Origin of the sequence: Arthrobacter sp. NPDC057259 (genome assembly GCF_042668995.1) — a bacterium.
In the GTDB taxonomy this organism is placed as follows: Bacteria; Actinomycetota; Actinomycetes; order Actinomycetales; family Micrococcaceae; genus Arthrobacter.
Window position 1 is genome coordinate 184121 of record NZ_JBHUYA010000008.1, and the last position, 24588, is coordinate 208708.

The 24588-nt window shown below is 66.4% G+C and carries 19 protein-coding genes, 1 tRNA gene and 1 pseudogene; 6 read left to right on the forward strand and 15 right to left on the reverse strand.

Translation table 11 applies throughout. The features are described 5' to 3' along the window. The first annotated feature begins 33 nt into the window (after positions 1 to 33). On the forward strand, positions 34 to 903 hold the full coding sequence (locus tag ACFUCU_RS14130; protein WP_377973152.1) for a glycosidase: 870 nt from the start codon (positions 34 to 36) through the stop codon (positions 901 to 903). 363 nt (positions 904 to 1266) lie between these two features. On the opposite strand, the gene ACFUCU_RS14135 is transcribed toward ACFUCU_RS14130, so the two are convergent. After that, positions 1267 to 2454, reverse strand: a complete 1188-nt coding sequence (locus tag ACFUCU_RS14135; protein WP_377973153.1) for a mechanosensitive ion channel family protein — start codon at positions 2452 to 2454, stop codon at positions 1267 to 1269. Between the two features lie 71 nt (positions 2455 to 2525). After that, entirely contained in the window at positions 2526 to 2795 is a 270-nt protein-coding gene (locus ACFUCU_RS14140) for a YegP family protein (RefSeq protein ID WP_356903580.1), read from the reverse strand. 164 nt (positions 2796 to 2959) lie between these two features. Here ACFUCU_RS14140 and ACFUCU_RS14145 point away from each other — a divergent pair, with 164 nt between their 5' ends. Next, positions 2960 to 3277, forward strand: a complete 318-nt coding sequence (locus ACFUCU_RS14145) for an acylphosphatase (RefSeq protein ID WP_377973154.1) — start codon at positions 2960 to 2962, stop codon at positions 3275 to 3277. Between the two features lie 22 nt (positions 3278 to 3299). Here the strand turns inward: ACFUCU_RS14145 and ACFUCU_RS14150 are convergent, their stop codons facing one another. Continuing rightward, positions 3300 to 5057 carry a RecQ family ATP-dependent DNA helicase gene (locus ACFUCU_RS14150; RefSeq protein WP_377973155.1) on the reverse strand — a complete coding sequence of 586 codons (1758 nt, stop codon included), beginning with the start codon at positions 5055 to 5057 and terminating at the stop codon, positions 3300 to 3302. A gap of 179 nt (positions 5058 to 5236) precedes the next feature. On the opposite strand from ACFUCU_RS14150, the gene ACFUCU_RS14155 reads away from it, so the two are divergent. Then, entirely contained in the window at positions 5237 to 6601 is a 1365-nt protein-coding gene (locus tag ACFUCU_RS14155) for an MFS transporter (protein ID WP_377973156.1), read from the forward strand. Positions 6602 to 6620: 19 nt separating this feature from the next. Here ACFUCU_RS14155 and ACFUCU_RS14160 read toward each other — a convergent pair whose 3' ends face one another. From ACFUCU_RS14160 to ACFUCU_RS14200, 9 genes are all read right to left on the reverse strand, one after another. Then, positions 6621 to 7337 (reverse strand): YoaK family protein, encoded by a 717-nt coding sequence (locus ACFUCU_RS14160; RefSeq protein ID WP_377973157.1) that lies wholly within the window; start codon positions 7335 to 7337, stop codon positions 6621 to 6623. 51 nt (positions 7338 to 7388) lie between these two features. Beyond that, positions 7389 to 8561: an amidase family protein gene (locus ACFUCU_RS14165; protein WP_377973158.1), complete on the reverse strand. Its 1173-nt coding sequence runs from the start codon at positions 8559 to 8561 to the stop codon at positions 7389 to 7391. A gap of 65 nt (positions 8562 to 8626) precedes the next feature. Then, a complete protein-coding gene (locus tag ACFUCU_RS14170) occupies positions 8627 to 9772 on the reverse strand; it encodes an acetamidase/formamidase family protein (protein ID WP_377973159.1) in 1146 nt (381 codons plus the stop codon). A 25-nt stretch (positions 9773 to 9797) separates the two neighbouring features. Continuing rightward, a complete protein-coding gene (locus tag ACFUCU_RS14175) occupies positions 9798 to 10514 on the reverse strand; it encodes a FadR/GntR family transcriptional regulator (RefSeq protein ID WP_377973160.1) in 717 nt (238 codons plus the stop codon). 11 nt (positions 10515 to 10525) lie between these two features. Then, a complete protein-coding gene (locus ACFUCU_RS14180; protein WP_377973161.1) occupies positions 10526 to 11929 on the reverse strand; it encodes an MFS transporter in 1404 nt (467 codons plus the stop codon). Between the two features lie 225 nt (positions 11930 to 12154). Continuing rightward, a complete protein-coding gene (locus ACFUCU_RS14185; RefSeq protein ID WP_377973162.1) occupies positions 12155 to 12733 on the reverse strand; it encodes a histidine phosphatase family protein in 579 nt (192 codons plus the stop codon). Positions 12734 to 12957: 224 nt separating this feature from the next. Then, on the reverse strand, positions 12958 to 13479 hold the full coding sequence (locus ACFUCU_RS14190; protein WP_377973163.1) for a dTMP kinase: 522 nt from the start codon (positions 13477 to 13479) through the stop codon (positions 12958 to 12960). Between the two features lie 179 nt (positions 13480 to 13658). Then, positions 13659 to 14858 carry a TerC family protein gene (locus ACFUCU_RS14195; RefSeq protein WP_377973164.1) on the reverse strand — a complete coding sequence of 400 codons (1200 nt, stop codon included), beginning with the start codon at positions 14856 to 14858 and terminating at the stop codon, positions 13659 to 13661. Positions 14859 to 14972: 114 nt separating this feature from the next. Next, positions 14973 to 15752 (reverse strand): DinB family protein, encoded by a 780-nt coding sequence (locus ACFUCU_RS14200; RefSeq protein ID WP_377973165.1) that lies wholly within the window; start codon positions 15750 to 15752, stop codon positions 14973 to 14975. A gap of 1359 nt (positions 15753 to 17111) precedes the next feature. Between ACFUCU_RS14200 and ACFUCU_RS14205 the strand changes: the two genes are divergently transcribed. Further along, a tRNA-Leu gene (locus tag ACFUCU_RS14205) sits at positions 17112 to 17194 on the forward strand. Positions 17195 to 17818: 624 nt separating this feature from the next. On the opposite strand, the gene ACFUCU_RS14210 is transcribed toward ACFUCU_RS14205, so the two are convergent. From ACFUCU_RS14210 to ACFUCU_RS14220, 3 genes and pseudogenes are all read right to left on the reverse strand, one after another. Further along, on the reverse strand, positions 17819 to 18292 hold the full coding sequence (locus ACFUCU_RS14210; protein ID WP_377973166.1) for a DUF6998 domain-containing protein: 474 nt from the start codon (positions 18290 to 18292) through the stop codon (positions 17819 to 17821). A gap of 638 nt (positions 18293 to 18930) precedes the next feature. Next, positions 18931 to 19886, reverse strand: a pseudogene (locus tag ACFUCU_RS14215) (IS481 family transposase). A gap of 232 nt (positions 19887 to 20118) precedes the next feature. Beyond that, complete coding sequence (locus tag ACFUCU_RS14220) at positions 20119 to 21723, reverse strand: hypothetical protein (protein WP_377973167.1); 1605 nt, start codon at positions 21721 to 21723, stop codon at positions 20119 to 20121. A 621-nt stretch (positions 21724 to 22344) separates the two neighbouring features. Here ACFUCU_RS14220 and ACFUCU_RS14225 point away from each other — a divergent pair. Both ACFUCU_RS14225 and ACFUCU_RS14230 read left to right on the forward strand, forming a co-directional pair. Then, positions 22345 to 23418 (forward strand): DNA cytosine methyltransferase, encoded by a 1074-nt coding sequence (locus tag ACFUCU_RS14225; protein WP_377973168.1) that lies wholly within the window; start codon positions 22345 to 22347, stop codon positions 23416 to 23418. Positions 23419 to 23441: 23 nt separating this feature from the next. Next, positions 23442 to 24464, forward strand: coding sequence for a restriction endonuclease PLD domain-containing protein (locus tag ACFUCU_RS14230; protein ID WP_377973169.1), 1023 nt, complete (start codon positions 23442 to 23444; stop codon positions 24462 to 24464). Positions 24465 to 24588 lie beyond the last annotated feature (124 nt).

Consider the following 24588-nt stretch of genomic DNA (forward strand, 5'->3'; position numbering starts at 1 on the left):
TGCAGGTGGATCAATAGCTGCTAGAGGAGACCCATGGGCGCGAACGCTGCGGAAAACACTAACCTTCGCCTGAAAGCTGTGCTGGACGTCCTGACCGAGGGGGTGTGGTCCGGGGAGAAGCTGAACGCCGGCGTCGTCCTCGGCGAGGCGATCGCCCGGGTCCCGCTGAATGACAAGGAGCGGGAGCTGCTCAGTGGCGGCATTCCGCGCGGGCACAAGGCACTCACCACCGCGTCCGCGAAACTGGTGAAGGCCGGCTGGCTGATCAAGGGCCGCTCCGGCTGGACCATTACCGAGGACGGCCAGCGCGCCACGGTCGCCTTCGCGGACCCGGCCGCCTTCACGGCCGCGCTCGACGCCGGCACCCCGGTCCCGGCCGACACCCCGCTTCCCGCGGCGCCGGCCGGCCACAGCGCCCCGAAGGCCGCCCCGCACGGGGCGGAGAAGGCCGTGAAGGCGGTCGAAAAGGTCGCCGAGAAGGTGGCGGACACCGCCGCCAAGCTGGTCGAGGAGACCGTAGCCCCGGTGGCGAAGGCCGTCCGGAAGCGCAAGGCCGCGGACAATGCGGCTCCTGCCGAAGCACCCGAGGCCGCGCCCGCCGTCGAGCAGCCCGCCGAGGTCGCCGTCGCCGGTGACTTCAACGTCCTGCTCGGCGCCCCGGCCAACTGGGCGCCGCAGTACGACGAGTCCCAGATGCAGTTGGACGAGGTGGACCAGCTGTGGAAGCTCGCCGCGGACCTGCCGGCAGGCGCCTACAGCTTCAAGATCGCCATCAACCGCTCCTGGGACGAAAATTACGGCCGGTTCGGCGCCTTCGACGGCGCCAACCACGAGGTGCACCACCGCGGCGGACCCCTGGTGATCCGCTACGACCACCGCACCCGCGACATAGTCACCGAGTAACGCGCAAGAACCATGAACCGGCCGGGGCCCCGCACAGGGCCCCGGCCTGTTCTTTATGGCCTAGAACCGGGTGGGGTCAGGCCCCGGCGGAATGGGCGACGGCGGCGGGACCGGCCCCGGGTCGGGGATCGGCAGCGGCCCCGGCGGCGTCGGTCCCGGCTCCGGGGCGGGCCCGGGAGCCGGACTCGGCGTCGGCTGGGGGATTGGCGGCGGCGTGGGACCGGGCTCGGGCGGGAACGGGTCCCCGGGTTGAGGTTCCGGCGAGGTGGGGCCGGGTTCCGGCGGGAACGGATCGGGTCCGGGCGGCGGGGGGATGGTCATGCCCCCGATTATCTGCCCGCATCCCCGCGCTGGGAAGAGCCCCTAGTTTTGCGAGGCGGCGGACTTGTCCCGGTCCTCGAACACGTCCTCGCCCGGGCCGGAGAAGGCCTTGGAGCGCTCCACCGCCTCCAGGGATCCGGTGAACAGCTGGGAATCATGGGGGTCGGTCGGGGTCCGGTCATCCGGTGCCACGATCCCGGCAGGGAGCGACTCGACCCGGAAGTGCGGCAGCGCCGTCGGGTGCTTCTCCTGGAGGAAGAGCACCAGCTCCTCCCGGATCAGGCAGCGCAGGTCGAACAGCGCGGCGCTGTCCGCGGCGCTGACCAGGATCCGGACCCGGACGTAGCCGGCGGTCGCGTCGGTGATCTGCAGGATCCCCACCCGCTGGTCCCAGAGTTCCGTGCCCGCCAGGACCCGCTTCAGCTCGGCCCGCATGGCGGAGACGGGCGCGCGCCAGTCCAGGTCGAACTCCACCGTGCCCATCACCTCGGACTGCCGCCGGGTCCAGTTCTCGAACGGGGTGGTGGTGAAGTAGGTCGAGGGCAGGATCAGCCGCCGGTCGTCCCAGATGTGCACCACGATGTAGGTGAGGGTGATCTCCTCGATCCGGCCCCACTCCTTCTGCACCACCACCACGTCATCCACCCGGATGGCGTCGGTGAAGGCCAGCTGGATCCCGGCGAAGACGTTGACCAGGGAGGTCTGCGCCGCCAGGCCGGCCACGATCGAGATCAGGCCCGCGGAGGCCAGCAGCCCGGCGCCCAGGGCCTGGACCGCGGGGAAGGTCAGCAGGATGATGCCCAGCGCCACGATCGCGACCAGGGCCGCGCCGATCCGCCGGGCCAGGATCACCTGGGTGCGCAGCCGCCGGGCCCGCCGGTTGTCCGCCACGTCCACCCGGTAGCGGGTGGTGACCAGGGTTTCGATGATCAGCAGCACGGCGATCGCCAGCCACGCGACGGAGGCGATCAGGGCGATCACGAGGCCGTGGTCCAACGTGCGGCGCCAGTCGGCGTCGTTGGTGGTGGCGGCGAGGGCGATCCGCACGCCGATCAGGCAGAGCGCGAAGCGCAGCGGCAGCCGGGCCACGCGGGAGGTTTCCCGGAGCGCCTCCTGCTTGCGGTTGAGCCGCAGGACGATGCGTCGCACCAGCCAGGAGGCGGCCAGCCCGGCGATGATGGCCAGGGCCACGGCCAGGAAGGGCATTGCGGAGGAGAGGAACTCTTGCATCTTCCAAGGTGTAGCAAGGATTCCCGCCCCGGCTGAAATCGCGGCCCTGTCAACGTGGGTCCGCTCACGGTTTACACGGCGGGCAGGTGCCTCCGGAGGTGGTGGTGCCCGGCCCGGGCGGCCTGGCTGCTCTTGGTCCACGTGGTGCCGCCCCAGGGGGTGGCGTGCGATTCGCGGATCAGGCCGGTTCCTGCGCATTCGCGGACGGCCATGATGCCGTCAGCCGCGGAGCGCTTGTCCTCGAAGGGTTTGGAGACAGCGAGCACTGTGCCGTCCGCCCCCAACAGCCGGAACCGGACGTTCGAATCTGTGTCGGTGAAGATCTCGAATTGTCCTGCCATTGTCTTGTTCCTTTCAGGCGATCCGGCGGGTGCGCGGGACGTCGGATGGTGTCCCCGGGACCCCGCCGGAGGGTCTTCTTCCACCCTCCGCAATGCCGTGCGGGGGCTGAAAGGGGCGAAGGTCCCGGATACCGGACACTCCGGTGCGGGGCTAGATTGGGTCCATGGCGGAGAATGCGGGGGAGCGGTCCGGGCCCGACGGCGGCGCCGGCGTGCGGCTCACGGCCCGGGTCACGGGCATGGTCCAGGCGGTCGGCTTCCGGTACTGGACGGTGCGGAAGGCCGCCAAGCTGGGGCTCACGGGCACGGTCCGGAACGACGACGACGGCTCGGTGCGGCTCGTGGCGGAGGGGCCGCCGGAGGTGGTGCTGGAGCTCCGGGCCTGGTTGCGGTCCCCGGACGCGCCGGGCCGGGTGGACCACGTTGAGGAGTCCCTCTCCCCGGCCACCGGCGAATTCACCGGCTTCGACGTCAGTTACTGAGGCCGGCGGCGCACATCTGGCTTCAGGCGCGCTTCAGCAGGCCCCGCTCCAGGACGGCTCGATGGGAGAGGGTCTTGTAGCCCTCGGAATCGAACAGCACGGTGAGGACGTTGCCGTCGCACTGGATTACCTGGCCTGGTCCCCACTCGGCGTGGACCACAGCGGATCCCACGGGGAAGTCGCTCCCGGAATCCTCGCCGCCGTCGTCCGCGGCCCCATCCGGAGCAGCCTCCCCGGCAAGGCAGGTATCGCAGTTGCCGCAGGGCCCGGGCAGCTCTTCGCCGAAGTAGCCCAGCAGGAACTGCCGCCGGCAGTGGTGGGTCTCGGCGTAGCCGCGGATCATCTCCACCCGGGACCGGTCCACCCGTCCCCGCGTCTCGGCGAGGTCGACGGCCAGCGCCAGCGCCGCCTCCGGGTCTCCGGTGAGACGCACGCCGCCGTCGTCGGCGTGAAGCAGCCCGGTGTCCTGCAGCTGGTTCAGCAGGGCGGTGATCCGCCGGGACGGGAAGCGGGTCCGGGACGCGAGCTCGTCGCGGGCGAGCGGGGTGTCCTTGGCGGCCAGGACCGCCAGCAGCACCCGCAGGGAGGGCTGGTTCGTTGTGTGCGTGGTGAAGAAGCGGCGCAGGCCCAGGTCCTCGGACCGGTAGTGCAGCACCGCCCGGGCGGGTCGGCCATCACGTCCGGCGCGGCCGAACTGCTGGTAGTAGCTGTCCAGGGATTCCGGGATGTCCGCGTGCAGCACGAAGCGGACATCCGGCTTGTCGATGCCCATGCCGAACGCGGTGGTCGCCGCCACCACGTCCAGGGTTCCGGCTTGGAAGGCCTCGTGCACCCGGGTGCGCTCGGAGGCGGGCATGCCGGCGTGGTACGCGGCGGCCCGGATCCCGGTCCGGGTCAGCTTCGCCGCGTACTTCTCGGTGTCCTTGCGTTTGGCGGCGTAGATCAGCCCAGGGCCGCGCAGCTCCGCCACGAATCCGGCGGCCTGCTCGATGACGGCCCGGCGCTTCGCCTTGTCCTCGTGGTGCCGGGTCACGGCCAGGTGGATGTTCGGCCGGTCGAAGCCGCGGACCAGCACCAGCGGCCGGTCCAGGTGCAGGCGATGCTGGATCTCCTCGCGGACCGGGGCTGCCGCTGTGGCGGTGAGGGCCGCCGTCGTCGGGTTGCCCAGGCGCTCGCGGACCTCGCCCAGGCGCAGGTACTCGGGCCGGAAGTCGTGCCCCCAGGAGGTGACGCAGTGCGCCTCGTCCACCACCAGCAGCGGGATGCCCAAAGCGGCGAGCCGGTCCACGGTGCTGTCCTTGGCCAGCTGTTCGGGGGCCAGGAAGAGGAAGGCCGCGGTGCCGTCTTCGGCGGCGGCCCAGGCCCGGTCCTGTTCCGCGGTGGTGTGGGCGGAGTTGATGTCGACGGCGGTGCCGGGCCCGGAGGCGTCGTTGATTCCCGCCAGCTGGTCCTCCTGCAGCGAGATCAGCGGCGAGACCACCAGGGTGGGGCCGGTGCGGGTACCGGAGTGGTGGAGCAGCAGGCCGGGGACCTGGTAGATCAGGGACTTGCCGTAACTGGTGGGCATCACGGCCAGCAGGTCGCGGCCGGCGGCCAGGGCGGCCATGCCCTCGAGCTGGCCGCCGCGCAGGGTGCCGATGCCGAAGGTCTCCGCCGCGATCCGGCGCAGGGCGGCCTCGCGGGGTCCCGGAGTGCTCGGGCTGACAGGAGCGGCGGGGGCGGCGGGAAGCGCGTGGGCGCCGGGCACGTCGGCGGGCGGGTCTGCGGTGGCCTGAGTCATGGATGCTCCACGCTGAACGGTTCCGGCGGCCGGCTGCTGCAGCCGCACTCCCAGCCTAACGCCGCCCGCAAGGCCCACCCAGGGACCGAGCCGCCGCAACGGGGACGGCCCGCGGCAAGCCGAACCCGCCCCGTGGACATCGTTTCGAATCACCGGCCCGCATGGGACAGACTGTTGCCGTGAGCAACTCTCCCCGGACCGGTCTGGCCATCGCAGGGCTCAGCCTTGGCACCGCGCTGAACCCGCTGAACTCCTCGATGATCGCCGTCGCCCTGGTGGTGCTGCAGGCCGACTTCAAGCTCGACGTCGCCACCGTCACTTGGGTGGTGACCTCGTTCTACCTCACGTCCGCCGCCGGGCAGCCGCTGATGGGCAAGCTGGCGGACCGGTTCGGCCCGCGCCGGCTGTTCCTGCTGGGCATGGTCCTGGTGGCGGCCACCTGTGCGTTCGCCCCGTTCGCGCCCAACTTCGCGTTGCTCTGCGTGGCCCGGGCCTTCATGGCCCTCGGAACTGCGAGCGCGTACCCCAGCGCCGTCGTCATGGTCGCCGCCCTGGCCAAGCAGGCCAACGTGCCCTCCACCCGGCCGCTGGGCCGGATCCAGATGGCCAACACCTCCGCCGCGGCCGTCGGCCCGGTGGTGGGCGGCCTGCTGGTGAGCCTGGTGGGCTGGGAGGCCCTGTTCCTGATCAACGTGCCGCTGGCCCTGGCCTCCATCCTGATCGTCCGCCGCTTCGCCCCCGCGGACGGCGAACGGGAACGCGGCAAGGTGGCGGACCTGGTGCGGGACTCGGACCTGCCCGGCATCGGGGCGTTCATCGGCGCCCTGACCCTGGTGATGATGGCGCTGCTGAACGTGCTGCCCGGCTACCGCTGGTGGCTGCTGGGCGCCGGGGTAGTCCTGGCGGTGCTGTTTGCCGTGCGGGAACTGCGGTTCAGCCCGCCGTTCCTGGACCTGCGCCTGCTCGGCCGGAACCGGCCGCTGCTGCTGGTGTACCTGGGCTTCGTGCTGTTCAGCGGCGTCTACTACTTCGCGTTCTTCGGCCTGCCGCAGTTGCTGCAGACCGCCGGCGGGTACGATCCGGGCGTCGTCGGCCTGCTGATGCTGCCGCTGGCGGCCATCTCCGTGGTGGGCACCCCTGCCGCGGTCAAGGCGATCGACCGGTTCGGCGTGCGGCGGGTGCTGATCGCCGGCGTCGTGCTGCTGCTCGCCGCGTCCGGGGCCATGTGGCTGCTGACCGCGTCCCTGGCCGTCCCGCTGGTCCTCGCCATGACCGCACTGCTGGGCGTGCCGTACTGCGTGGTCAGCATCGCCTCCAGCCAGGGCATGTATTCGTCCACCCGGCTGGAGGAGCGGGGCGTCGCGGCCGGGATCTACCAGACTTGCCGGTATCTGGGCGCGATCACCGCCACCGTGCTGATCGGCATCTTCTACGGCAGCGGCGTGAACCAGGCCAACTGGGGGCTGATGGTGTTCGTGATGCTGGGCCTCGGCGCCGTGGTGCTGTTGGTCTCGCTCGCCTGGCGGGAGCCCAAGAGCCGCTAAAACAGCGGTCCGGAAACGGTCAGCCCGCGGCGGGCTCCAGCTCGGCGTCGTGGACGGCGCGTTCCCGGGCGATCTCCCCGGTGAGCGCCACCAGCAGGGTCAGCGCGGCCGTCGCCATCACGCCCAGTCCGGGGTGGATGTGCAGCAGGGCCGCGCCCACGGTGGCGCCGGCCAGGATAAGGACGACGGCGCCCAGCCGGCGGCCGGTGTGCGCGCCGGTGCCGCCGCCCAGGCGGGAGTCGGCGGCAAGGCCGGTCAGGGTGGAGGTGACCACCACGGTGGTGACGTCCTTGACGGCCAGGTGCCGGGCGGTGGCGGCCTGCATGCCCATCGCCACGGCCAGCGCTCCGGTGATGGTCAGGGTGACGGGGTCACCGGCGTGCGGGGCGTGGACGGTGAGGACGACGGCGATTGCGCTCATGGTGAGCCCGACGGCGGCCAGCAGCACGGTGGTGCGGCGGCTCCAGCCCGCGGCCTCGGGACGGAGCGTCCGGCCCGCGATCACCGCGCCCACCATGAAGCAGGCCAGCGCGATCGAGGGGCCCACCACGGGCAGGTTGTCCGCCCCGATCAGCGCCATGCCCAGGATCACCACGTTGCCGGTCATGTTGCCGGTGAACACCCGGTCCAGGCCCAGGTAGCCCACGGCGTCGATGATGCCGGTGGAGAAGGTCAGGACCAGCATCAGGGTCAGGTTCAGCCGGTCCGGTTCGGTGGATTTCAGTCGCTTGAGCATGGTGTTGTCTTTCGGTGCGGTGCCCGGTCGGGCGGCGTGCGGGCGGCGGGCTCAGCGGGGGCCGAGCCGGCGGGCCAGGCGCAGCAGGTCCAGGTCACGGTGTACGGGTCCCACAATACTCACGCCGCAGGGCAGCCCGTCGGGTGTGACGAGCGGGAGGGAGAGGGCCGGCAGCCCGGCGATGCCCGCGATGCAGGTCAGCTGCATGGTGGCTTGCCGGACCGCGTCGATGGTGGACCCGCCCAGCGCGGAGGCCTGCGCCACCTCGGTGAGCAGCGGCGCCACGGACGACGTCGACGGCAGCACCAGCAGCCCGCCGCCCACGAAGTCGCGGATGCGTTGCCGGGCGGACCGCAGCACGTCCCGCGCCGCCTCCGCCTGGTGCGCCGTGATCCGCGACGCCGTCGCGAACCGCCCGGCGACGTCGGCACCGAGGGCATCCGGGTGCGCCTGGATCCACTCGCCGTGCTGTTGCCAGGCCTCGAAGCCCTGGACGGTCTGGAACGCGGCGAGCCAGCCGGGCAGGTCCTCCGCCGGGAAGGGTTCGGTCGCTTGCCGCGGCAACTCCGGGGCGGCGACGAACTCCCGGATTGCCTCGGCGATCCCGGGCTCGGCCAGTGCCAGCCACTCGGGTGGCACGGACATGCCCGCGAACGGGGCGGTTGCAGCGCCGGCAGACTCCGGCAGCAGCACCTCACCGACGGCGGCGAGGGTGGCGGCGTCGCGGGCCAGCCACCCGACCGTGTCGAACGACGGCGCCAGCGGCAGCAGCCCCTCGACCGTGACCGAGCCGTGGCTGGTGCGGATCCCGTAGAGGCCCTGGTATGCAGCCGGGACCCGGATGGAGCCGCCGGTGTCCGTGCCGAGCCCCACGTCGGCCTGGCCGAGTGACACGGCGCTCGCCGAGCCGGAGGAGGACCCGCCGCTGATCCGGCCGGGCGCCCGCGGGTTGGGCGGGGTGCCGTAGTGGGCGTTGGTGCCGGCCAGGCTGTAGGCGAACTCGTCGGTCCGGGCGATCCCGGCCACGGACGCGCCCGCGGCCAGCAGCGCTGCGGGGGCGGCCGCCGTCGTCGTCTCCGGCGCGGCCCCGGCCAGCCGCACCGGGTTCCCGGCGCCCACCGCGAACCCCTCCAGCGCGAACAGGTCCTTGACCGCCACGCTCAGCCCGTCCAGGGCACCGGTGCCGGTGGGCGGAACCAGCGGGGCGCCGAGGACGCGCCACACGGTGGGATCCTCCGGCGTAGCAGGATCGGCGGCAGAAGCGGCAGGACCGGCACCAGGCACAGACCTCACGGGCGGAAGTCCTCCACCCGGATGCGGGCGTGGACGCCCTTCACCAGGTCCACCACCTGCGAGATGTTGAAGTCCGTGGCGGCGCTCAGGTACGCGTAGGCCAGGCTGGGGTCCATGCCGTAGCGGGCCTGCAGCAGGGCGACGGCGGCGCGGACGCAGTTCTGCACCGCGGCGTCCAGGTCCTCGTCCATTCCGGTCGGGACCAGGAACTCGGGGGTCTGCGCGAGGGGTCCGGTGAGGGTGCCGAAGTTCCGCACGGCCTCGTCCTGGGCGACGACGTCAAAGCGGAGCCGGACCCGCAGCGAGGCCTCCATGGCGGTGAGGGAGACCTCGCCGTCGCCCTGGGCGAAGTGCGGGTCGCCCACGTAGGCGAGGGCGTCGGCCACCTGGACCGGGAGGTAGAGCGAGCTGCCGGCGGTGAGCAGGTTGATGTCGATGTTGCCGCCGTGAGCTCCGGGCGGAACCGAGTGCAGGCGCCGGTCGCCGTCGACGGCCACGCCCATGATGCCGAGGAACGGGTTGAGCGGGAAGTGCACGGTCGGTTCGGCGCCGGGCCGCAGCGGCAGCCAGCCCGAGGGCGTCCCGTCCGCGTCGTCCCGGACCGTGGCGAAGGCGCTGTAGTTCCCGGCGCCGAGCGGGTATTCGCCGTTCAGCGCGCCGCGGCCGTGCCGGCTGGAGATCACGCCGTAGGGCACCCGGGGGGTGGCTTCCAGCACGGTGATCTTCAGCAGGTCCCCGGGCCGGGCGCCGCGGACCGCGATGGGCCCGGTGACCACATGTGGGCCCAGATTGGCGGAGAGCCGCTGGATGTCCGAGCCGGCCAGGCTGATGGCGTCCTCGAGGATCTGGTGTTCCGGGACGCCGTGCGAGCCGAAGTAGGCCAGCGGGTCCCGGCCCTGGTCCTCCAGGATGCCCTCGTGGCTGATGGTGTCGATGGTGACGTCGGTGCCCGGGTCGATGCTGAGCACGGGCCGGTCCGCGGCGCAGGGGAGCGCGCCCCAGAGGACGTTCTCCCGGGACGAGGGCAGGTAGGTGGTGCCGTCGGCGATGCCGTCCCACGACTGCAGGATGCGGGCGGCTGTGTGGGTTCCGGCGGCGGTAGTTCCGGCGGCGGTGCCGGGCTGGATCAGTGAGGTGCTCACGGTAAGTCTCCGATGGGTTGAGGTACTAGGGCTGGTGGTCGCGGATGAGGACGGCGACGTCGGCCAGATGGTCGCGCATGGCGATGCCGGCCCCGGTGGCGTCCCGGGCCAGGACGGCGGCCAGGATCCGGCGGTGGCCCTCGATGGAGCAGCGCCGGCCCTCCGCGGTGGCGTGCGAGCGCAGCCGCACCTCGGAGGTCCAGGAGCTGGTGAGGGTCAGGACGGTGGCCATCAGCTGGTTGCGGCCGGCCTGGGCCAGCAGGGTGTGGAACTGGACGTCCAGCCGCAGCGCCTCCTCGGGGGAGAGGTGTTCGCTGGCCGCGGCCAGGGCGTCCTGCAGCTGGATCAGGTCCGCGGCGCTGGACCGGGCGGCGGCGAGCTCGGCCACCAGGGGTTCCAGCGATCCGCGCAGCTCGGCCACGTCCTGCTGTGCCTGCCCGGCGCCGGCCAGCCGCGCGTACAGCTCGCTGACGGGCGCCGGCGGCTCCGCGACGATGGTTCCGCGGCCGCGGGTCCGCTCCACCAGGTGCTTGGACTCCAGCTCCTGGAGGGCGGTGCGGACCGTGGCGCGGGAGACGGACAGCTGCTCCGCCAGGTCCCGCTCGGTGGGGAGCTTGTCCCCGGGGGTGAGGCCGCGCGAGGCGATCTCCCGTTCCAGGTACGCGGCCACCTCCGCGCTCATCGAGGCGGCCCGGCGCAGCGTGGGCCCGGCGGCGGTGTGCTGCGGAAGTGACTGGTTCACGGCAGGTCCTTTCACGCGGCGGGGTGGGGGACGGGGTCGACGGCGGGGGCGGGCTGGGTGGCGACCCGGGCCGGCGTCGTGAAGCAGAACGCTACCGCGCCCACCAGCAGCAGCACAGCGGACAGGTAGAACCCGGCCTCGAGGGCTCCGGTGGCGTCGGCCAGGGCGCCGGTGATGTACGGGGCGAAGATCGAGGAGAGCATGCCGGCGAAGTTGAAGTAGCCGTAGGCGGTGGAGTACATGGAGCGCGGGGTGTTCTCGGCCAGGAAGGCGATCAGGATGGGGTCCAGGGCCAGCTTGCCCACCAGGCCGTAGACCACCAGGCCGGCGATCACCAGGGAGTAGTTGCCGGTCATCGGGACCAGGATCTGGCAGAGGCCGCCCAGGACGGAGAGGACCACGATCAGCGGGCGGGTGTTCTTCAGCCGCCGGGCCCACATGCTCAGCAGGATGGCGCCTGGGATGGAGGCCCAGGGGACCAGGGAGGCGATGATGCCGGTCTGGGCGGGGGCCACGCCGCGGGCCTGCTGCAGGTAGGTGGGCAGCCAGGTCAGCATCGAGAAGAAGCCGTAGAGGGAGCAGAAGATCAGCACGTAGGTGAGGATGTGGTTGCGGGTGAAGAGGGCCTTGTTGGAGGCCTTCTGCACCGGGGCGCCGTCGTCCGTGGCGCTGGACGCCGAAGCCTTGTGTTCGGCGTCGATCGGGGCGAGATAGTAGTTGATCAGGAACGCGACGATCAGGGTGGCGGCGCCGAAGATCAGGAACGAGGCGTGCCACGGCAGGCCCAGGGTGAAGGTGAAGTAGCCGGAGCCGATGAAGCCCAGCGAGATGCCCACGGCCATGCCGCTGTTGATCAGGGCGGCGGAGACCCCGCGCCACTTGTCGGAAATGTAGCTGGAGGAGATGCCGTAGACCGGGCTGTAGAAGGTTCCCTCGCCGATGCCGGTGAAGGCACGCATCAGCAGGAACACCATGAAGCCGGGGGCGAAGCCGCTGAGGATAGTGCCGATGCCGAACACCACGTAGCCGGCCACCACCACCTTGACCCGGCCGATCCGGTCCGCGAGGTAGCCGGTGGGGATCTGCATCAGGGCATAGGTGATGAAGAAGACGGTGGACATGAGGCCCAGCTGGCCCTTGTTGAGTCCCCACTGGGACTGGATGACGCTCATGACGGGGGAGAGGATGTTCCGGTCCGCGTACATGAACACCCAGCCCAGGGAGAAGAGCAGGGTGACGGCCACGGGGCCGGGGCGCTTGCCGCTGACGGGCAGCAGACGACGGCGGGCCCCCGAGCTGGCGGTGGAGCTGGCGGGGGAGGTGGCGGTGGAACCGGCGACGGCGGGGCCGGCCGCTCCGGCCGTGCCCGGCGGCACGGAGCCGGTGGCCGGCTTCTCGGCGGTGGAAACGTTCACGGGGTGCTCCTCGGGGGCTTGAGACGACTTGGTTCATTGGTCGAACCAAGGTCCAAGCTAGGACCCCGAGAGGGCGAAAAACCCTTGAAATGGCGGGGGTGAGGAGAGCTTTACGGGCCGGAAACCGGGTTTAACCTGCCGGTTACACGGCTGGTTTTTGGCCGACTCATAGGACCAGTTATGCGTCGGCCGTGTTGCCGGCGCCGGGAGTGTGACGCGCGGTTCCTAGACGACGGCGCTGAGGCGCTCGCCGTTGAAGTATTCGAGGTTCCAGCCGTCCTCGGGGTGGTGGTGGGCCAGGTTCAGGGCGGCGTTTTCCACGCTGTCCAGGTGGCGGCCGGCGGCGCGGCTGAGGCTGACCCGCAGCAGGGACCCGTGCGCCACCACCAGGACGTGCCCGCCGCGGTACTCCTCGGCCAGTGCCTCGAGGGCGGCGAGACCGCGTTCGGCGGCATCCTCTTCGCTCTCGGCGCCGCGGAAGCCGTTGGGGATCCGCAGTTTGTCCAGCTCGGGGCCGTCGGTCATGCCCTCGGCGGGGCCGTAGGCGCGTTCGGTGAGCTCCGGGACGCGGCGGGCCACGCTTAGGCCCAGCCCGGCGGCGATCAGGTCCGCGGTTTCGGCGGCCCGGCTCAGCGGCGAGGAGACGATCGCGTCCCACCGGAAAGCTGCGAGGGCGGCGACGGCGTCGCGCGCCTGGGCGCGGCCGACGTCGTTGAGCGGAATGTCGGTGGACCCCTGCAGCCTGCGCTCGGCGTTCCAGTCGGTCTGGCCGTGGCGGATGAGGGCGAAGGTAGTGAGGGTCATGCTTCCATTCTGCCGCGCCGCCGCTGGGGCATGAAAACGACGGATGGGACAACAGGTGGGATAGGCGAACCCCTACCGCACCCCCTCCGGACCCGCGGGCACCAGCCCGGACGCCGCGAGCTCCCGCCAGAGGTCCTCGACAATCTGCCCCGAGGACGTCCCGGAGTCGATCCGGACGAAGGAGTCGAAGTCTTCCAGCTCCCGGTAGGCCCGGTCGAAGGACCTCAGGATCTCGAGGTCCTCGGTGTCGGTGCCCGTTCCATGATCCTGGCGAGGGCGGTCTCGGCGGGGATCTCGAGGTAGAAGACGACGTCCGGGTGGGGGAGGAGCCGCAGCAGCCAGGGCAGCACCCGTCCCTGGTCCAGGCCCTTCACCCGCTTGAGGGCCAGCTGGCAGTAGAGGTGCCGGTCCATGATGACGATGCCCGGGAAGGTGGCGGCGCGCAATTGGGACACCAGCACGTTGGCGCAGCGGATCCCCGTTTCCACCGCATCCAAGAGCTTCGCCGGGACGGTGAGGCCGAGACGCTGTGACCACGCCGCCAGGGTGCTCCGCCCGCAGGGATTCCGGGCGAGGACAGCCGGGTGCCCGGCGGAGGTGAGGCGGCGTGCCAGCAGCCGTCCCGCCGTCGACTTTCCGGCGCCGTCGATGCCGGCCAGGACGATCACCGTGGCGTGCCGGCGCCGGGACGGGCGCCGGCGGCCGGACGCTTCAGGGGGTGCGGGGTGGTGGACGAGGAAAACCATGGTGGGACCTGCTTCCAGTCAGTGCGTGAACCAACTGGAGGTCTCTCCCGGCCGCGGTTGACGGCCCTGCCCGCCGGGGAGTCCTGAGACTCCCGTACTGACGACGGATCAGCGGTGGGGATACTCCCCTCCAAACTTCTTCCATTAAACCCAACCCCGGGCGGGGTGGGAAGGGGGTCCTACCGCAGCCCCTCCCGCTGTAGCGCCTTGTCGTGCTCGGCGTGGGCGCGGTGCAGCAGGTCCTTGAACTCGGTCTCGTGGTGGACCAGGGACTTGTACTTCTCCGGCAGGGCCTGGAGCTGCTGTTCCTCGGCCACCATCTTGGCGAAGATCCGCTCGCGCTCGGTGATGTCGGTTTCGTAGTTGAGGTCCAGGTATTCGACGGCGTGCCGCTTGGCGCCGGAGACGGCGTTCTTGGCCTTGCCCTTGGGGCTGAAGATGGAGGCCAGGACCGTGATGGTGAGAACGCCCAGGATCACCAGCAGGGACGCCCCGGTGCTGACCTCGATCACGTTGACGTGTTCGCCGTCGTTGATGAACGGCAGGTTGTTCTCGTGCAGGGCGTGCAGCACGAGTTTGACGCCGATGAAACCCAGCACTGCGGCCAGGCCGTAGGAGAGGTAGATGAGCCGGTCCAGCAGCCCGTCGATCAGGAAGTAGAGCTGCCGCAGGCCCATCAGGGAGAACGCGGTGGCGGTGAAGACCACGAAGACGTTCTGGGTCAGGCCGAAGATGGCGGGGATGGAGTCGAGGGCGAAGAGGATGTCCGTGCCGCCGATCGCCACCATCACCAAGAGCATGGGGGTGAGGACGCGCTTGCCGTTCTCGACCGTGAAGAGCTTGTCGCCGTCGTAGTTGGAGGACGCCGGGAGGAACTTCTTGGTGAGCCGGACGATCAGGCCGTCCTTCTCGTCGTCCTCGTGGGAGTCGGGCTTGAGCAGGTTGCCGGCGGTGAGCAGCAGGATCAGGCCGAAGATGTAGAACACCCAGGAGAAGCTGCTGATCAGCGCCGCGCCCAGGAAGATGAACGCTGTCCGGGCGATCAGGGAGAAGACGATGCCGAACAGCAGCGCCTTCTGCTGGTCCGCCCGCGGCACCCGGAAGCTGGACATGATGATGAGGAAGACGAACAGGTTGTCCACGGAGAGGGCCTTCTCCGTGACGTAGCCGGCGAAGTATTCGGTGCCCATGTCCACGCCGCCGAAGATCAGCACGCCGACGCCGAACAGCAGCGCCAGGCCCACGTAGATGGAGGACCAGAGGGTCGCTTCCTTCAGGCTGGGGGTGTGGGCCTTGCGGACGTGAAAAAAGAAATCGAAGGCCAGCAGGCCCACAATTCCGATGATGGTCAGTATCCAGACGGTGGTGGGGACCTGCATGTTGCCTCATTAGGTGTCGGCCGGGGTGGTCGGCGGGGGCGTGGTACCTAGGCCAACGAACGCGGTTCCCAGTCAGTGCCGGGTTTTTCCACGGTTTTTCATCAGACTTGTTTGCTAAGGGCCTGGCTCCGTATTGATTCCGCTAGCGCCGCGTTCGACGGCGTCCAGGTCGCGGAGAGCGTAGCGCAGGTGGTCCCACTCCTCGTTGAGGATGGTGTGCAGGCAGGAGCGTACCGTCACCGCGTGGTCCGGCGCCCACGGGTTGCGGCGCTCTTTGTTCAGGTCATTCTCCGTGACCGTGGCGAGGAACGCCCGGACCATCGCCTGCCGGTCTCTCCTCGCTTCCAGGACTTCGGGGTATCGCGGCGGTTCGGTGGCGAAGACGGAGAGGTCGTAGCCGTCGGTTTCAAACTCCACGTTGGGCTGCCCGAGCGGGTGGTACGGCTGCTCGATCTCCAGGATGGCCTTGCGGAGCCAGGTGTCCGTGGCCATCACCAGATGCCGGAGGGTCTGCGCGAAGGACCATTCCCCGTCCACCTGGACCTCGACGGCTCCGGCCGGCAGCACGGCTGCGCGCTCCAGCGCCAGGTCCCAGGCCTGCTCCAATCGTGCCCAGGCGTTTCTTAGTCCGCCCGGGTCCGTGGCCCGGCGTTCGCCCCGGCCGGGGAAGCGGCGGTTGAGTTCGGCCTCCACCAGGGGCACGACGTCCACCCCGTTGACCAGCAGCGTGCTCCCGTCCTCGGCCAGCCACGGAGCATCAATATCCGCCCCGGACAGGTCCACGCCCCGCATCACCGCGCCGGACAGATCCGCCCGGATGAACCGTGCACCGCGCAGGTTAGCGGCGGTGAAGGTGGCGCCTTGGAGATCGTCCGTGGGATCGAAGGTTTTCATGGCGGTTACTGTGGCACGGGCAGCCCCTGTGGGGAAAGGGATTCCTGATGTGGGGTTAGGGCAGTGGGTTGGCGAACTGATAGGTCTAGAGTTCTAGGGAGGAGCCTAAGAACGGCGGAGTGCTGGCGTGCTGAATCGTCGAGAATTTAGGACGCAGGGGAGGAGTAGGCGAATGATCCAGGGCCCCGATAGGAAACGCCCTTTTCGGCAGCTAGGTCCTTCGCTTCTTCGTCGAGGACACCTCGAAGTGTAATCAACTCAAATTGATAATTTTCGGGTTTAGCCCTAGTCGCCTGAAGGTATGTGTTGCAGGCAGCAAACATTCGAGCGAGGTTGCCAAAAGCGCGCGAGTTCGGGCGCAGTTGGAGTCTGGCCTCCCGAACTAACTGACGAGAGTGCAAAACGGACTCCGTGCATTGTTTCGCGTCCTGCGATTGTCCCTCCGCGACTCGCGGCTTGATCCTAGTCAGAGCCCGCTTGAATTGAAGGTCGAGGAGCAGTCCGTTCAGCGCTGCGACCTCTTTTTCTCGTGCCTCTCTCCTGCGCACCAAATAACCCGTGCCTAACGCCGACAGGGCACCAGCCAAAGTACCTATGAGAGTAGAAACTATTTGCAGCCAAAAATCCATGTTCTGAGAGTATCTGGCCGGGGAACTCACTACCGTACGACCCATGCCGCGTTGTTCGGTTGCAGCCAGCCGTCCTCGGCCAGCGGGACCGTTGTGAGCAACACTGTTCTCACCGGAAGCCGTTCGGAGTTCCCACCCATCGCGGCCGCCACGTCCCGTCGTCGCCGGTGGTGAGGTTGCCCTTCCGCCACAGTGTCCGATGACGCTCCAGCGCCGCTTTGGTCAGTTTCCGCGCGGAAGCGGGGTCGTGCTCCTGACGATTGACGGCGTGGGCGCCCCACGCTGCGGGCTGGGGGAGCCAAGGCTCAGACACTCGCGCAAAGCTCGCCGGAGTGGAACCTGGTTCAGGCCGGCGTCCGCTGTTCACGGCAGCGGGATCCGGGTGCCGTCCCTGCAGACGCGGCCCTGGCCACACCGGATCCACCAGGGCCTCGAGCGGAATGTCCACCTCGGTCAACTTCGTGTCCCGTGTCACTTACGGCTTGTCGGCTCGATACTGTCCGTTCATGGTGAGAGGCCTGACTGCCGACACGCGGTGTCGAAAGAAGCTTTGACGCGCGACTTCCATGACACGAACACGTCGTAAAGGGTACCCAAGCGCCCGAACCAGACACGATTGTGGGTCCGACCATCCATGCGCGGAATAGCAGGAAACTTCGTGCTAATGTTTTCTCGCTACTCTGGCGAAGAAGCAACCGCCATAAGGCAGTTGTCCGCATAGAGAACCACTGCGCGGGTGGCGGAATGGCAGACGCGCTAGCTTGAGGTGCTAGTCCTCGAAAGGGGGTGGGGGTTCAAGTCCCCCTCCGCGCACCGGAAATAACCCTAGAATCCAAGGTTTCTAGGGGTTATTTCTGCGACGCTGAAAAGTGCCTAATGCTCGTCGGGAGGTGTCGTGACTTACATTTAGCAGTGAAGTCGTGACCTACATTCAGCAGTGAATCCGCTAAGACGGCTCCGTCGCCCACATCGAGCGGGGCATCGAGAAGCAGACCAGGCGGCGCGAGTCGCTGAAAGTGGACCCGGAGGAGAACGCTAAGCTACTGAGGGTTGTCCTCGAAGCGGGCGAAAACGACGTCGATGGAGCCATCGAGAGTGTGACGACTCAGCTCAAGGGTGTCTAAACTGTGTTCCGCATGATCGCGAATCCGTTTGCCTTTCTAATGGTCGACGGTTACACGCTTCGGCGACAGTGACCGGGTGCCGACCACCTCGGAATTGTGCGCCTCGCAATGAAACACCAGATCGAGCATCTGGCTAACCGCGAACGCGTTACCGGCGACGGCTATCCCTGGGATGTCCGGGCCAACCGGGCGGCTCCTACGCTGAGCACGAGTCCATCGAGGAGGGTACCTCCGGAGGCGCCGATGCGTGGGGTGTATCCGAGCAAACGGTGTGGCGCTGGCACTGGGCGAGAAGGAAGTCGCCGGAGCCTGACTACCTGACCCCGGTGACCACCTCATAAGCGGCCAATGCTGTCTCGAGCACGTCAATCCCCTCGTTCCGGATCTTCCCGTACGAGACTCTCCCGTAGCTGTCCAGGAGCTTCGCCACCCGGCCCCCGTCTACCTCGCGGGCCAGATGGGGACGGTATGAGGAGGTCGTCAAACACAGGAACAGGCAGACCTCGAAGCCACCCTTGCCGAGTCCCGCGAATTTCCTTGACGACAGGTCCACATCCGCGGACCGCGTCTTGACCTGGACTTTCCGCCCCTTACTGTCGATCAGGTCGTAACCCGCCGACCCCTTCGGGGATAGAGCGCCCCCGTACATCGCAACAGCCAGGTATTCTCCGAAGTCGCCCACCGTGCTACGTGTGCGGACGAGATCCCTCCGCTTCAGTTCTGCCTTCACCCGTTCGAGAGTCTCAATCAGTTCCAGTTCGCTGGCTGACGACACATCAAATCCCATGAGGAAAGCCTTCCCTGCCCGCCCGGTGTTTGCTGGAAGCCATCCTAGTATCACCAAAAACTTCTCACGGGGGCCGACGCTCTCGCGCCATGTTCAGCGAGCCATGTTCGACAACCGCTCCCAAAGCTTCGGTTTGTTCTTTCCGCCCAGCCGAAGGACTCTACGCCGTCAGGAGCGTGAGGCTCTGTGACGCAACGAAGTGCGTTGCCTCCGGCCGAGAAACGGCACCGCAGCTGTTTGTGCGGACTCACTGGCAACGAGCACCTGACCAAAAGTTCGTGGGCCCATTGGCGGTCAAGGTCGTGGCGGCGGGCAGCCTCTGATTTGAACGTTCCGCCTTCGGGTACGGCCAGGAGGATGACCTCGTCCTTGACATGGCCAATCGGGGGTGTCGCCGATCTCCCGGACTTGTGTCGCCTATGTCCTGGGATCACACACCCCTCCGTGCACAAGTGTGACGTCGTGGGACATCGACAGCACTCGGCGACGGTTTCGACACCGGCGGCCCGGATGAGCAACTCGATAGGTCGTGCATGTGGGCGTGGCTGGCGCGATAGCGCCGAAGGCGCCCGGAGCGGCGGGGGAGTTTCCGCACTGGCGCACGCGGTAGAGGCGCCGGCGCTAGCTGTACTGGGCCATTAGGTTGGTGACACCCGGGTGATAGGTGGGGTTCCGATGCCGGTGTGGATTCGTTCAGTGTTGTAGTGCTGGAGCCAGGGCGCAAGTGCGGCTTGGCGGGGGTCGCTCCTGGTGAAGACCTGCCGGTAGGCCCATTCGGTTTGCAGGGTGCGGTTGAAGCGTTCGGCTTTGCCGTTGGTCCAGGGGCAGTGGGGCTTGATGAAGCGCTGGGCGGCTCCGAGGTCGGCCACTGCCTGGCGGAACGCGGCGGAGTTGCGGTAGGCGAGGGCGTTATCTGTGATGATGCGTTCGATCCGGTCGATGCCGTGCCCTGCGAAGTAGTCTGCGGCCCGGGTGAGGAATCCCGCCGCGGTGGCGCCCTTCTCGTCGGAAAGGACCTCGGCGTAGCCGAGGCGGGTGTGGTCATCGACCGCGACGTGGACGTAGTCGTTGCCGATTCCGCGTCCTCTCACCTGCTCGGAGCGGCCGTGGGCGCGCCAGCCGCCTCCTTCCCGGATGCGTCCGAGTTTCTTGACGTCCAGATGGACCAGTTCACCGGGACGTGAGCGTTCACACCGGTTCGAGGTGGTCCGCGTGGCCCGGATCGGGGTCCCGGTCAGCGGGTCGCAGTCCGCAAGCCGCGGGACCCCGTGGCGGTGAAGTATCCGGGACACGGTCCGGGGCGGAACCCGGTGAGCGCGGCGATCCGCAGCGGCCCGAACCGGACTGACCGTCGGGCGTCCAGAACGGTCTGTTCCCGATCGGCACTGGTGCGGGTGGGTGTTGACCGCGGCCGGCTCGAGCGGTCCGCCAGGCCCGCTGGCCCCTCAGCGCGGAAACGTCTGACCCAGCGGTAGGCGGTCTGCCGGGAAACGCCCAGCTCCGCGGCGATATGGGCGACCGGGCGGCCCGCGGCCACCCGGTCAACGATCAGGCGTCTTCCGTGAACAGTGAGACGGGCATTAACGTGGGACATGAGGACCTCCGTGCGCCAAGTGTGTGAACTAGACAGCTCCACTTAGCCCGGAGGTCCTCCTCGTTTTCAAGCCCTACGTGTCAACAACGTCCCGGCCCAGTACAGCTAGCGGCCGTCTTGATTCGCTCCCAGGCGACTGCCCTGGGTGTGTCGAGGGTGCTGGGCTTCCTTGGTCTTGAAGGTTTCAGTTGATGGTGCCGATTCTTGGTCGACGTTCAAACCCTCCCTCGCTTTACCGGGCGACTAAGGCTTCTTCAACGTCGGCCAGCGAAATGGCGCGGCCGATAGAGAACAGATCCCGCAATGCATCGCGGCTGGCCTCATGTCGCGTGTCGTCATAATGCAGCACAAGTTCGATGAACGTGGCTATGTCGATTGCAGAGCCGCCGACACCGGTCTGTTCGATGATGTTAGTGAGACCTCGGTTGACTGTTGGTTTTAGTCCCGCGGCGATGTACATGAAAAACGCCAGGTCGTGCCCATCGTTGCTTCGGTACGCAGGGATATAGGTGTTGGCCATAACCGATTCGGCAGTGTGGCTAATCGAGAAGTCCTGGATCGCCTTGTTGTCGATGATGCCGGAGTATCCTTTTGCCCGATCCTTGACCCAAATGTCCGGTTGGCGTCCGTGCTGGCCGATCTGCTCTGCTTCGAAACCAAAGACTGTGCGGAATACCTCAGCTGTGGCTAGCTCAAAGTCCCGGGCGTCTTCACGACCTTGATGTGCCATTTCATTGAGCTTGGTCAGGAAGGGTCCAAGCTCGCCATTGGGATGCAACTTCTGGAGGGTCTTCTGGACGAAAGCCTCGTCGAAGCCCGTAATGTCCCTAATTTCTCGGACGAGCCGGGCGTCGATGCCTGTGATGATCCGAGTTGTGGAAAGCTTGACGAACTGAGCGTTGACTTCCGACGCCATCACGGCCTGGAGGGTAACTGAGGATTCGCGCGTTAGGTTGCGGTTGTCGCGAAAGGTTCCGGGAGCCAGGCCGTAGGCCCGCTGGAACTTCGCCTCGTCAGTGTGGTCCCGCAACAATGGTTTTGACTGGTAAGTGTTCACGAACTCTCGTGCCTTAGCCACCTGGCTCGGAATCAGGCTGATAGACGAGGGCCGAAGTTCACGTTGAATGAGTAGAGTATATTCCAACCAGTTCAATGCCGTATTGGCTATATCCAAGAGATGTCCGAACCGGTTGCCGGTCCGTGATTGTTCCCAGCTAGTGCCGAACTTCTCGTCAAAGTCGGCTTCAAGAGAAGAGTCGCCGTCGATGCGAAACTTCAGAATTCTCCTAACGACGTCGTCGACACATTTAGAGCTATTAGATTCACCGTACGTAAGGACAAGCTTGGCAGTCTCCTCTTGAGTCAGGTTCCCACCTAGCTGTGGATGCAGAAGTAGCTGCAGGATGAAGACGAATGGACGCACTCTAAATCGAGGTGCCATCTCCTTCAACCCCCGCCCACCGCTGTACTGGTAGCAAGGGAATTGGTTCTTCATGACTTGTTCGGTGAGTACCGGAATCGGGTTCGAGCCCTTGGCCAGCGCGTCACCGGCAAGAGTCGTATACAGTCTCCTGACACCGTGTTGGTCTTTGCCGTTAAACACGAGGCCGAGGGTCTTGAGCGACGCCTGGTGGGTCCGACCCCCGCTTCCAGAGCCGTCCCGCCGTTCACCGGGGCGCTTAAGTCCTTCTTGTTCCAAGGCCTCTTCAAAATTGACTTGAGTCTGCCGTTGGCCTGCCCATTCTTTTCCGAGCGCCAACCTAACGCTGACCGCCACACGCAGCGGTACCCCGGTGAGTTTTCGGAAAGGCCGCGGGAACATCCAGTAGTTCAGCATGCAGGGGACTGCTCCTTATAGACGAATCGACGTTTGAGACTTATCTGATGTTATAGCCTTGTTTGCTTACAGGGGAGACGCTAATACACTGGACCGCGAACTTAGACATGTTGGGTTTTACCTCGAGGATCAAACTTTAGTCAAAGTCGCCCCAGAGCGGCGAATTTCTTTGGATGAATTTCTTCCGACCAGCTTCCTGATGCTACTCCGGGGGTCTATGAACATCGTCGAAGAAGTCTTAGCTCCGTACGGGGGTCATCACGGATCTCATTTACGGCCGGAGTGAGGCAAGCGCTTCAACTTGAACCGTCTCGAGCTGGAAGAATCTAATCGCGCCGTAGAGCTTTACGTCGCCGCGGCCTCAATGAACCCGGATGACCAAGTGAGCTTGCTGGCGGATGAGCCGCCTGCCGGTTGCGTACATTCTGAAACGACCTAGAGCGGAGTGACGCGGTGGCTGTCGTCCTTGCCCACGCGCGAGTCCCCTGCAGGATCCGTCTCACCGTCGCAGGCAGCTGCTAGACTGGCGCAGTCGAACATACATTCGTAGTTGCGATGAAAGTCGATTCGCAGCGTGGACCCCAGGTCTGCGCTGGGCCGTTAGTTCTCAAGGGAGATGCAGTGAAGTACAGACTCGGTGAGTTATTTTCGGGCCCCGGTGGTCTCGCGCTGGGCGCAAAGCTGGCCGGAGCGAACGTGCCCGGACACGAAATAGTTCACCAGTGGGCGAGTGACTACGATCGTTCTACTTGCGACACCTATATCGCGAATATCCCCGGTGCATCCGCTGATAGCGTGCACTGTGAAGACGTCCGAACCCTTGAAACGCACTCCCTGCCTGAGATTGAGGGGTTTGCATTCGGTTTCCCCTGCAATGACTTCAGTATCGTAGGCGAGCAGAAAGGAATCGACGGTACCTTCGGCCCCTTGTACCAGCATGGTATTAGCGTCCTAAAGTCTCACCAGCCACTATGGTTTGTGGCGGAAAACGTCGGTGGGCTCCGAAGCTCTAACTCTGGAGACACTTTCGGGCTAATTCTCGGCGAAATGATCCAGGCCGGGTACAGAGTTGTCCCTCACCTGTACAAATTCGAACAGTATGGCGTACCGCAGGCCCGCCATCGGATCCTGATCGTGGGTATCCGAAACGATCAGGATGTTGAGTTTAGGGTTCCTTCGCCGGTGCTTTACAGCCATCTGGACGTCAGTTCTCAGGCCGCCATCGAGTGCCCTCCTATCGCAACTGACGCCCACAATAATGAACCCACAAAGCAATCGCCGGTCGTGCAGGAGCGGCTGTCTCACATTCTGCCCGGCCAGAATGCTTTCACGGCTGATCTTCCTGAACATCTGAAGCTTAATGTAGCGGGTGCGACTATGAGCCAGATCTACAAGAGGCTTCGCCCTGATATGCCCGCCTACACCATCACCGGGTCCGGTGGCGGCGGCACTCATGTCTATCACTGGTCTGAGAACCGCGCATTGACAAATCGCGAGCGAGCTAGGTTGCAGACTTTCCCCGATTGGTACCACTTTCAGGGGTCAAAGGAAAGCGTACGCAAGCAAATCGGCATGGCCGTCCCTGTGGATGGGGCCCGCGTCGTATTTGAAGCTATCTTGCGCACATTCGCCAAATTGCCCTACGATTTTGTGGAGCCAAATCTCATGAATCGAATTCCGGTCTTTTCGAGCTAAGCAGTGCACTAAATGGGGGCGAAATGTTTGCGGATAGGCTTTTTGAAAGAGTCCTGATCGAGCCGCACTTGGCGGGCGCAGACACCTTGACAATTGTTACCGGTTACGCATCCCCGGCCACGCTCATTGAGCACACAAACCGCCTCAAGGTTGCCGTCGGCGCATTGGATGCGACACTGCCTAAATTATCAATCGATCTGCGCGTAGGCATGTTTGCGGGCGGCGGCACAACGAGGCCGGAACACGACGCGTTTGTGCGTTTGACAAGGCAAAGCCTCTTGGACGGAAGCCTGAGGATTTCCTATTTTCCCGGGCCCGATGTCGTGCATTCCAAGGTATACCTGTGGTCAGCCGAAGGCTTGCCTGCTAGCGCGTTCACGGGCTCGGCCAACTACACCAACCCAGGGTTTGGCCTCCAACGCACGGTACAGCAGAACGTCATGACGTACGTATATCCCGAGCAGGCAGATGAATATTGCGAGTCCGGTATGGGCCTGCTACTCGATTGCAGCGACGTTGACGAAAGCACGCGCCAGCGTTTGCCCGTGAGTCATCAGCGACCGTCCAGAATGTCCTTGACCAGGCCGACTAAAAGTCTATCGGATCCACCATTGAGTGACGATGAGTGGGTTGGTGTTACGCATAGCTTGTCTCTACTCAACACCTACGGTGGTGACTATTTTCCTGGAGGGGGAATAAATTGGGGTTTGAGTCGGGGGCGGGTAAGTAAAGATGAGGCTTATATATCCATCCCATCGGCAATAGGACGGTGTGGCTTCTTTCCTCCTCGGAATGTGACGTTCGATATGATAGGAGATGACTCGGAGCTCTTATCGGTCAGAGTAGCGAGCGGCGAAAATTCTTACGGAAAGGACCTAACAACTACCGCACCTAATTCGCATTTAGGTTCCTATATTCGCCGCCGTATGGGTCTTCCTCCTGGAGCGTTCATCGGCAGGCGAGAACTTGACCAATATGGACGCTCCGATATTGACGTCACGTACGTTGGGGACGGCCAGTACACTCTTGACTTTTCGGTGTCGTAGGAGGCCGCTATTGGGCGGAGAGCGTGGCTGATGACGACGTTGCCGGAGGTGATGAAGGGGAATCTGAGCACCCGTCGGACCCGTCTGGCATGAGAATGAGGCCGCCGATCCGGTGTACGAGATG

What these genes read in the sequence shown, in the direction of transcription:
- ACFUCU_RS14150 (WP_377973155.1), bottom strand. Translation starts at nt 5,057, where the DNA reads ATGACTCAGGCCACCGCAGACCCGCCCGCCGACGTGCCCGGCGCCCAC.
- ACFUCU_RS14135 (WP_377973153.1), bottom strand. Translation starts at nt 2,454, where the DNA reads ATGCAAGAGTTCCTCTCCTCCGCAATGCCCTTCCTGGCCGTGGCCCTG.
- ACFUCU_RS14160 (WP_377973157.1), bottom strand. Translation starts at nt 7,337, where the DNA reads ATGCTCAAGCGACTGAAATCCACCGAACCGGACCGGCTGAACCTGACC.
- ACFUCU_RS14145 (WP_377973154.1), top strand. Translation starts at nt 2,960, where the DNA reads ATGGCGGAGAATGCGGGGGAGCGGTCCGGGCCCGACGGCGGCGCCGGC.
- ACFUCU_RS14195 (WP_377973164.1), bottom strand. Translation starts at nt 14,858, where the DNA reads ATGCAGGTCCCCACCACCGTCTGGATACTGACCATCATCGGAATTGTG.
- ACFUCU_RS14130 (WP_377973152.1), top strand. Translation starts at nt 34, where the DNA reads ATGGGCGCGAACGCTGCGGAAAACACTAACCTTCGCCTGAAAGCTGTG.
- ACFUCU_RS14200 (WP_377973165.1), bottom strand. Translation starts at nt 15,752, where the DNA reads ATGAAAACCTTCGATCCCACGGACGATCTCCAAGGCGCCACCTTCACC.
- ACFUCU_RS14230 (WP_377973169.1), top strand. Translation starts at nt 23,442, where the DNA reads ATGTTTGCGGATAGGCTTTTTGAAAGAGTCCTGATCGAGCCGCACTTG.
- ACFUCU_RS14140 (WP_356903580.1), bottom strand. Translation starts at nt 2,795, where the DNA reads ATGGCAGGACAATTCGAGATCTTCACCGACACAGATTCGAACGTCCGG.
- ACFUCU_RS14185 (WP_377973162.1), bottom strand. Translation starts at nt 12,733, where the DNA reads ATGACCCTCACTACCTTCGCCCTCATCCGCCACGGCCAGACCGACTGG.
- ACFUCU_RS14190 (WP_377973163.1), bottom strand. Translation starts at nt 13,479, where the DNA reads ATGGTTTTCCTCGTCCACCACCCCGCACCCCCTGAAGCGTCCGGCCGC.
- ACFUCU_RS14210 (WP_377973166.1), bottom strand. Translation starts at nt 18,292, where the DNA reads ATGGGATTTGATGTGTCGTCAGCCAGCGAACTGGAACTGATTGAGACT.
- ACFUCU_RS14220 (WP_377973167.1), bottom strand. Translation starts at nt 21,723, where the DNA reads ATGCTGAACTACTGGATGTTCCCGCGGCCTTTCCGAAAACTCACCGGG.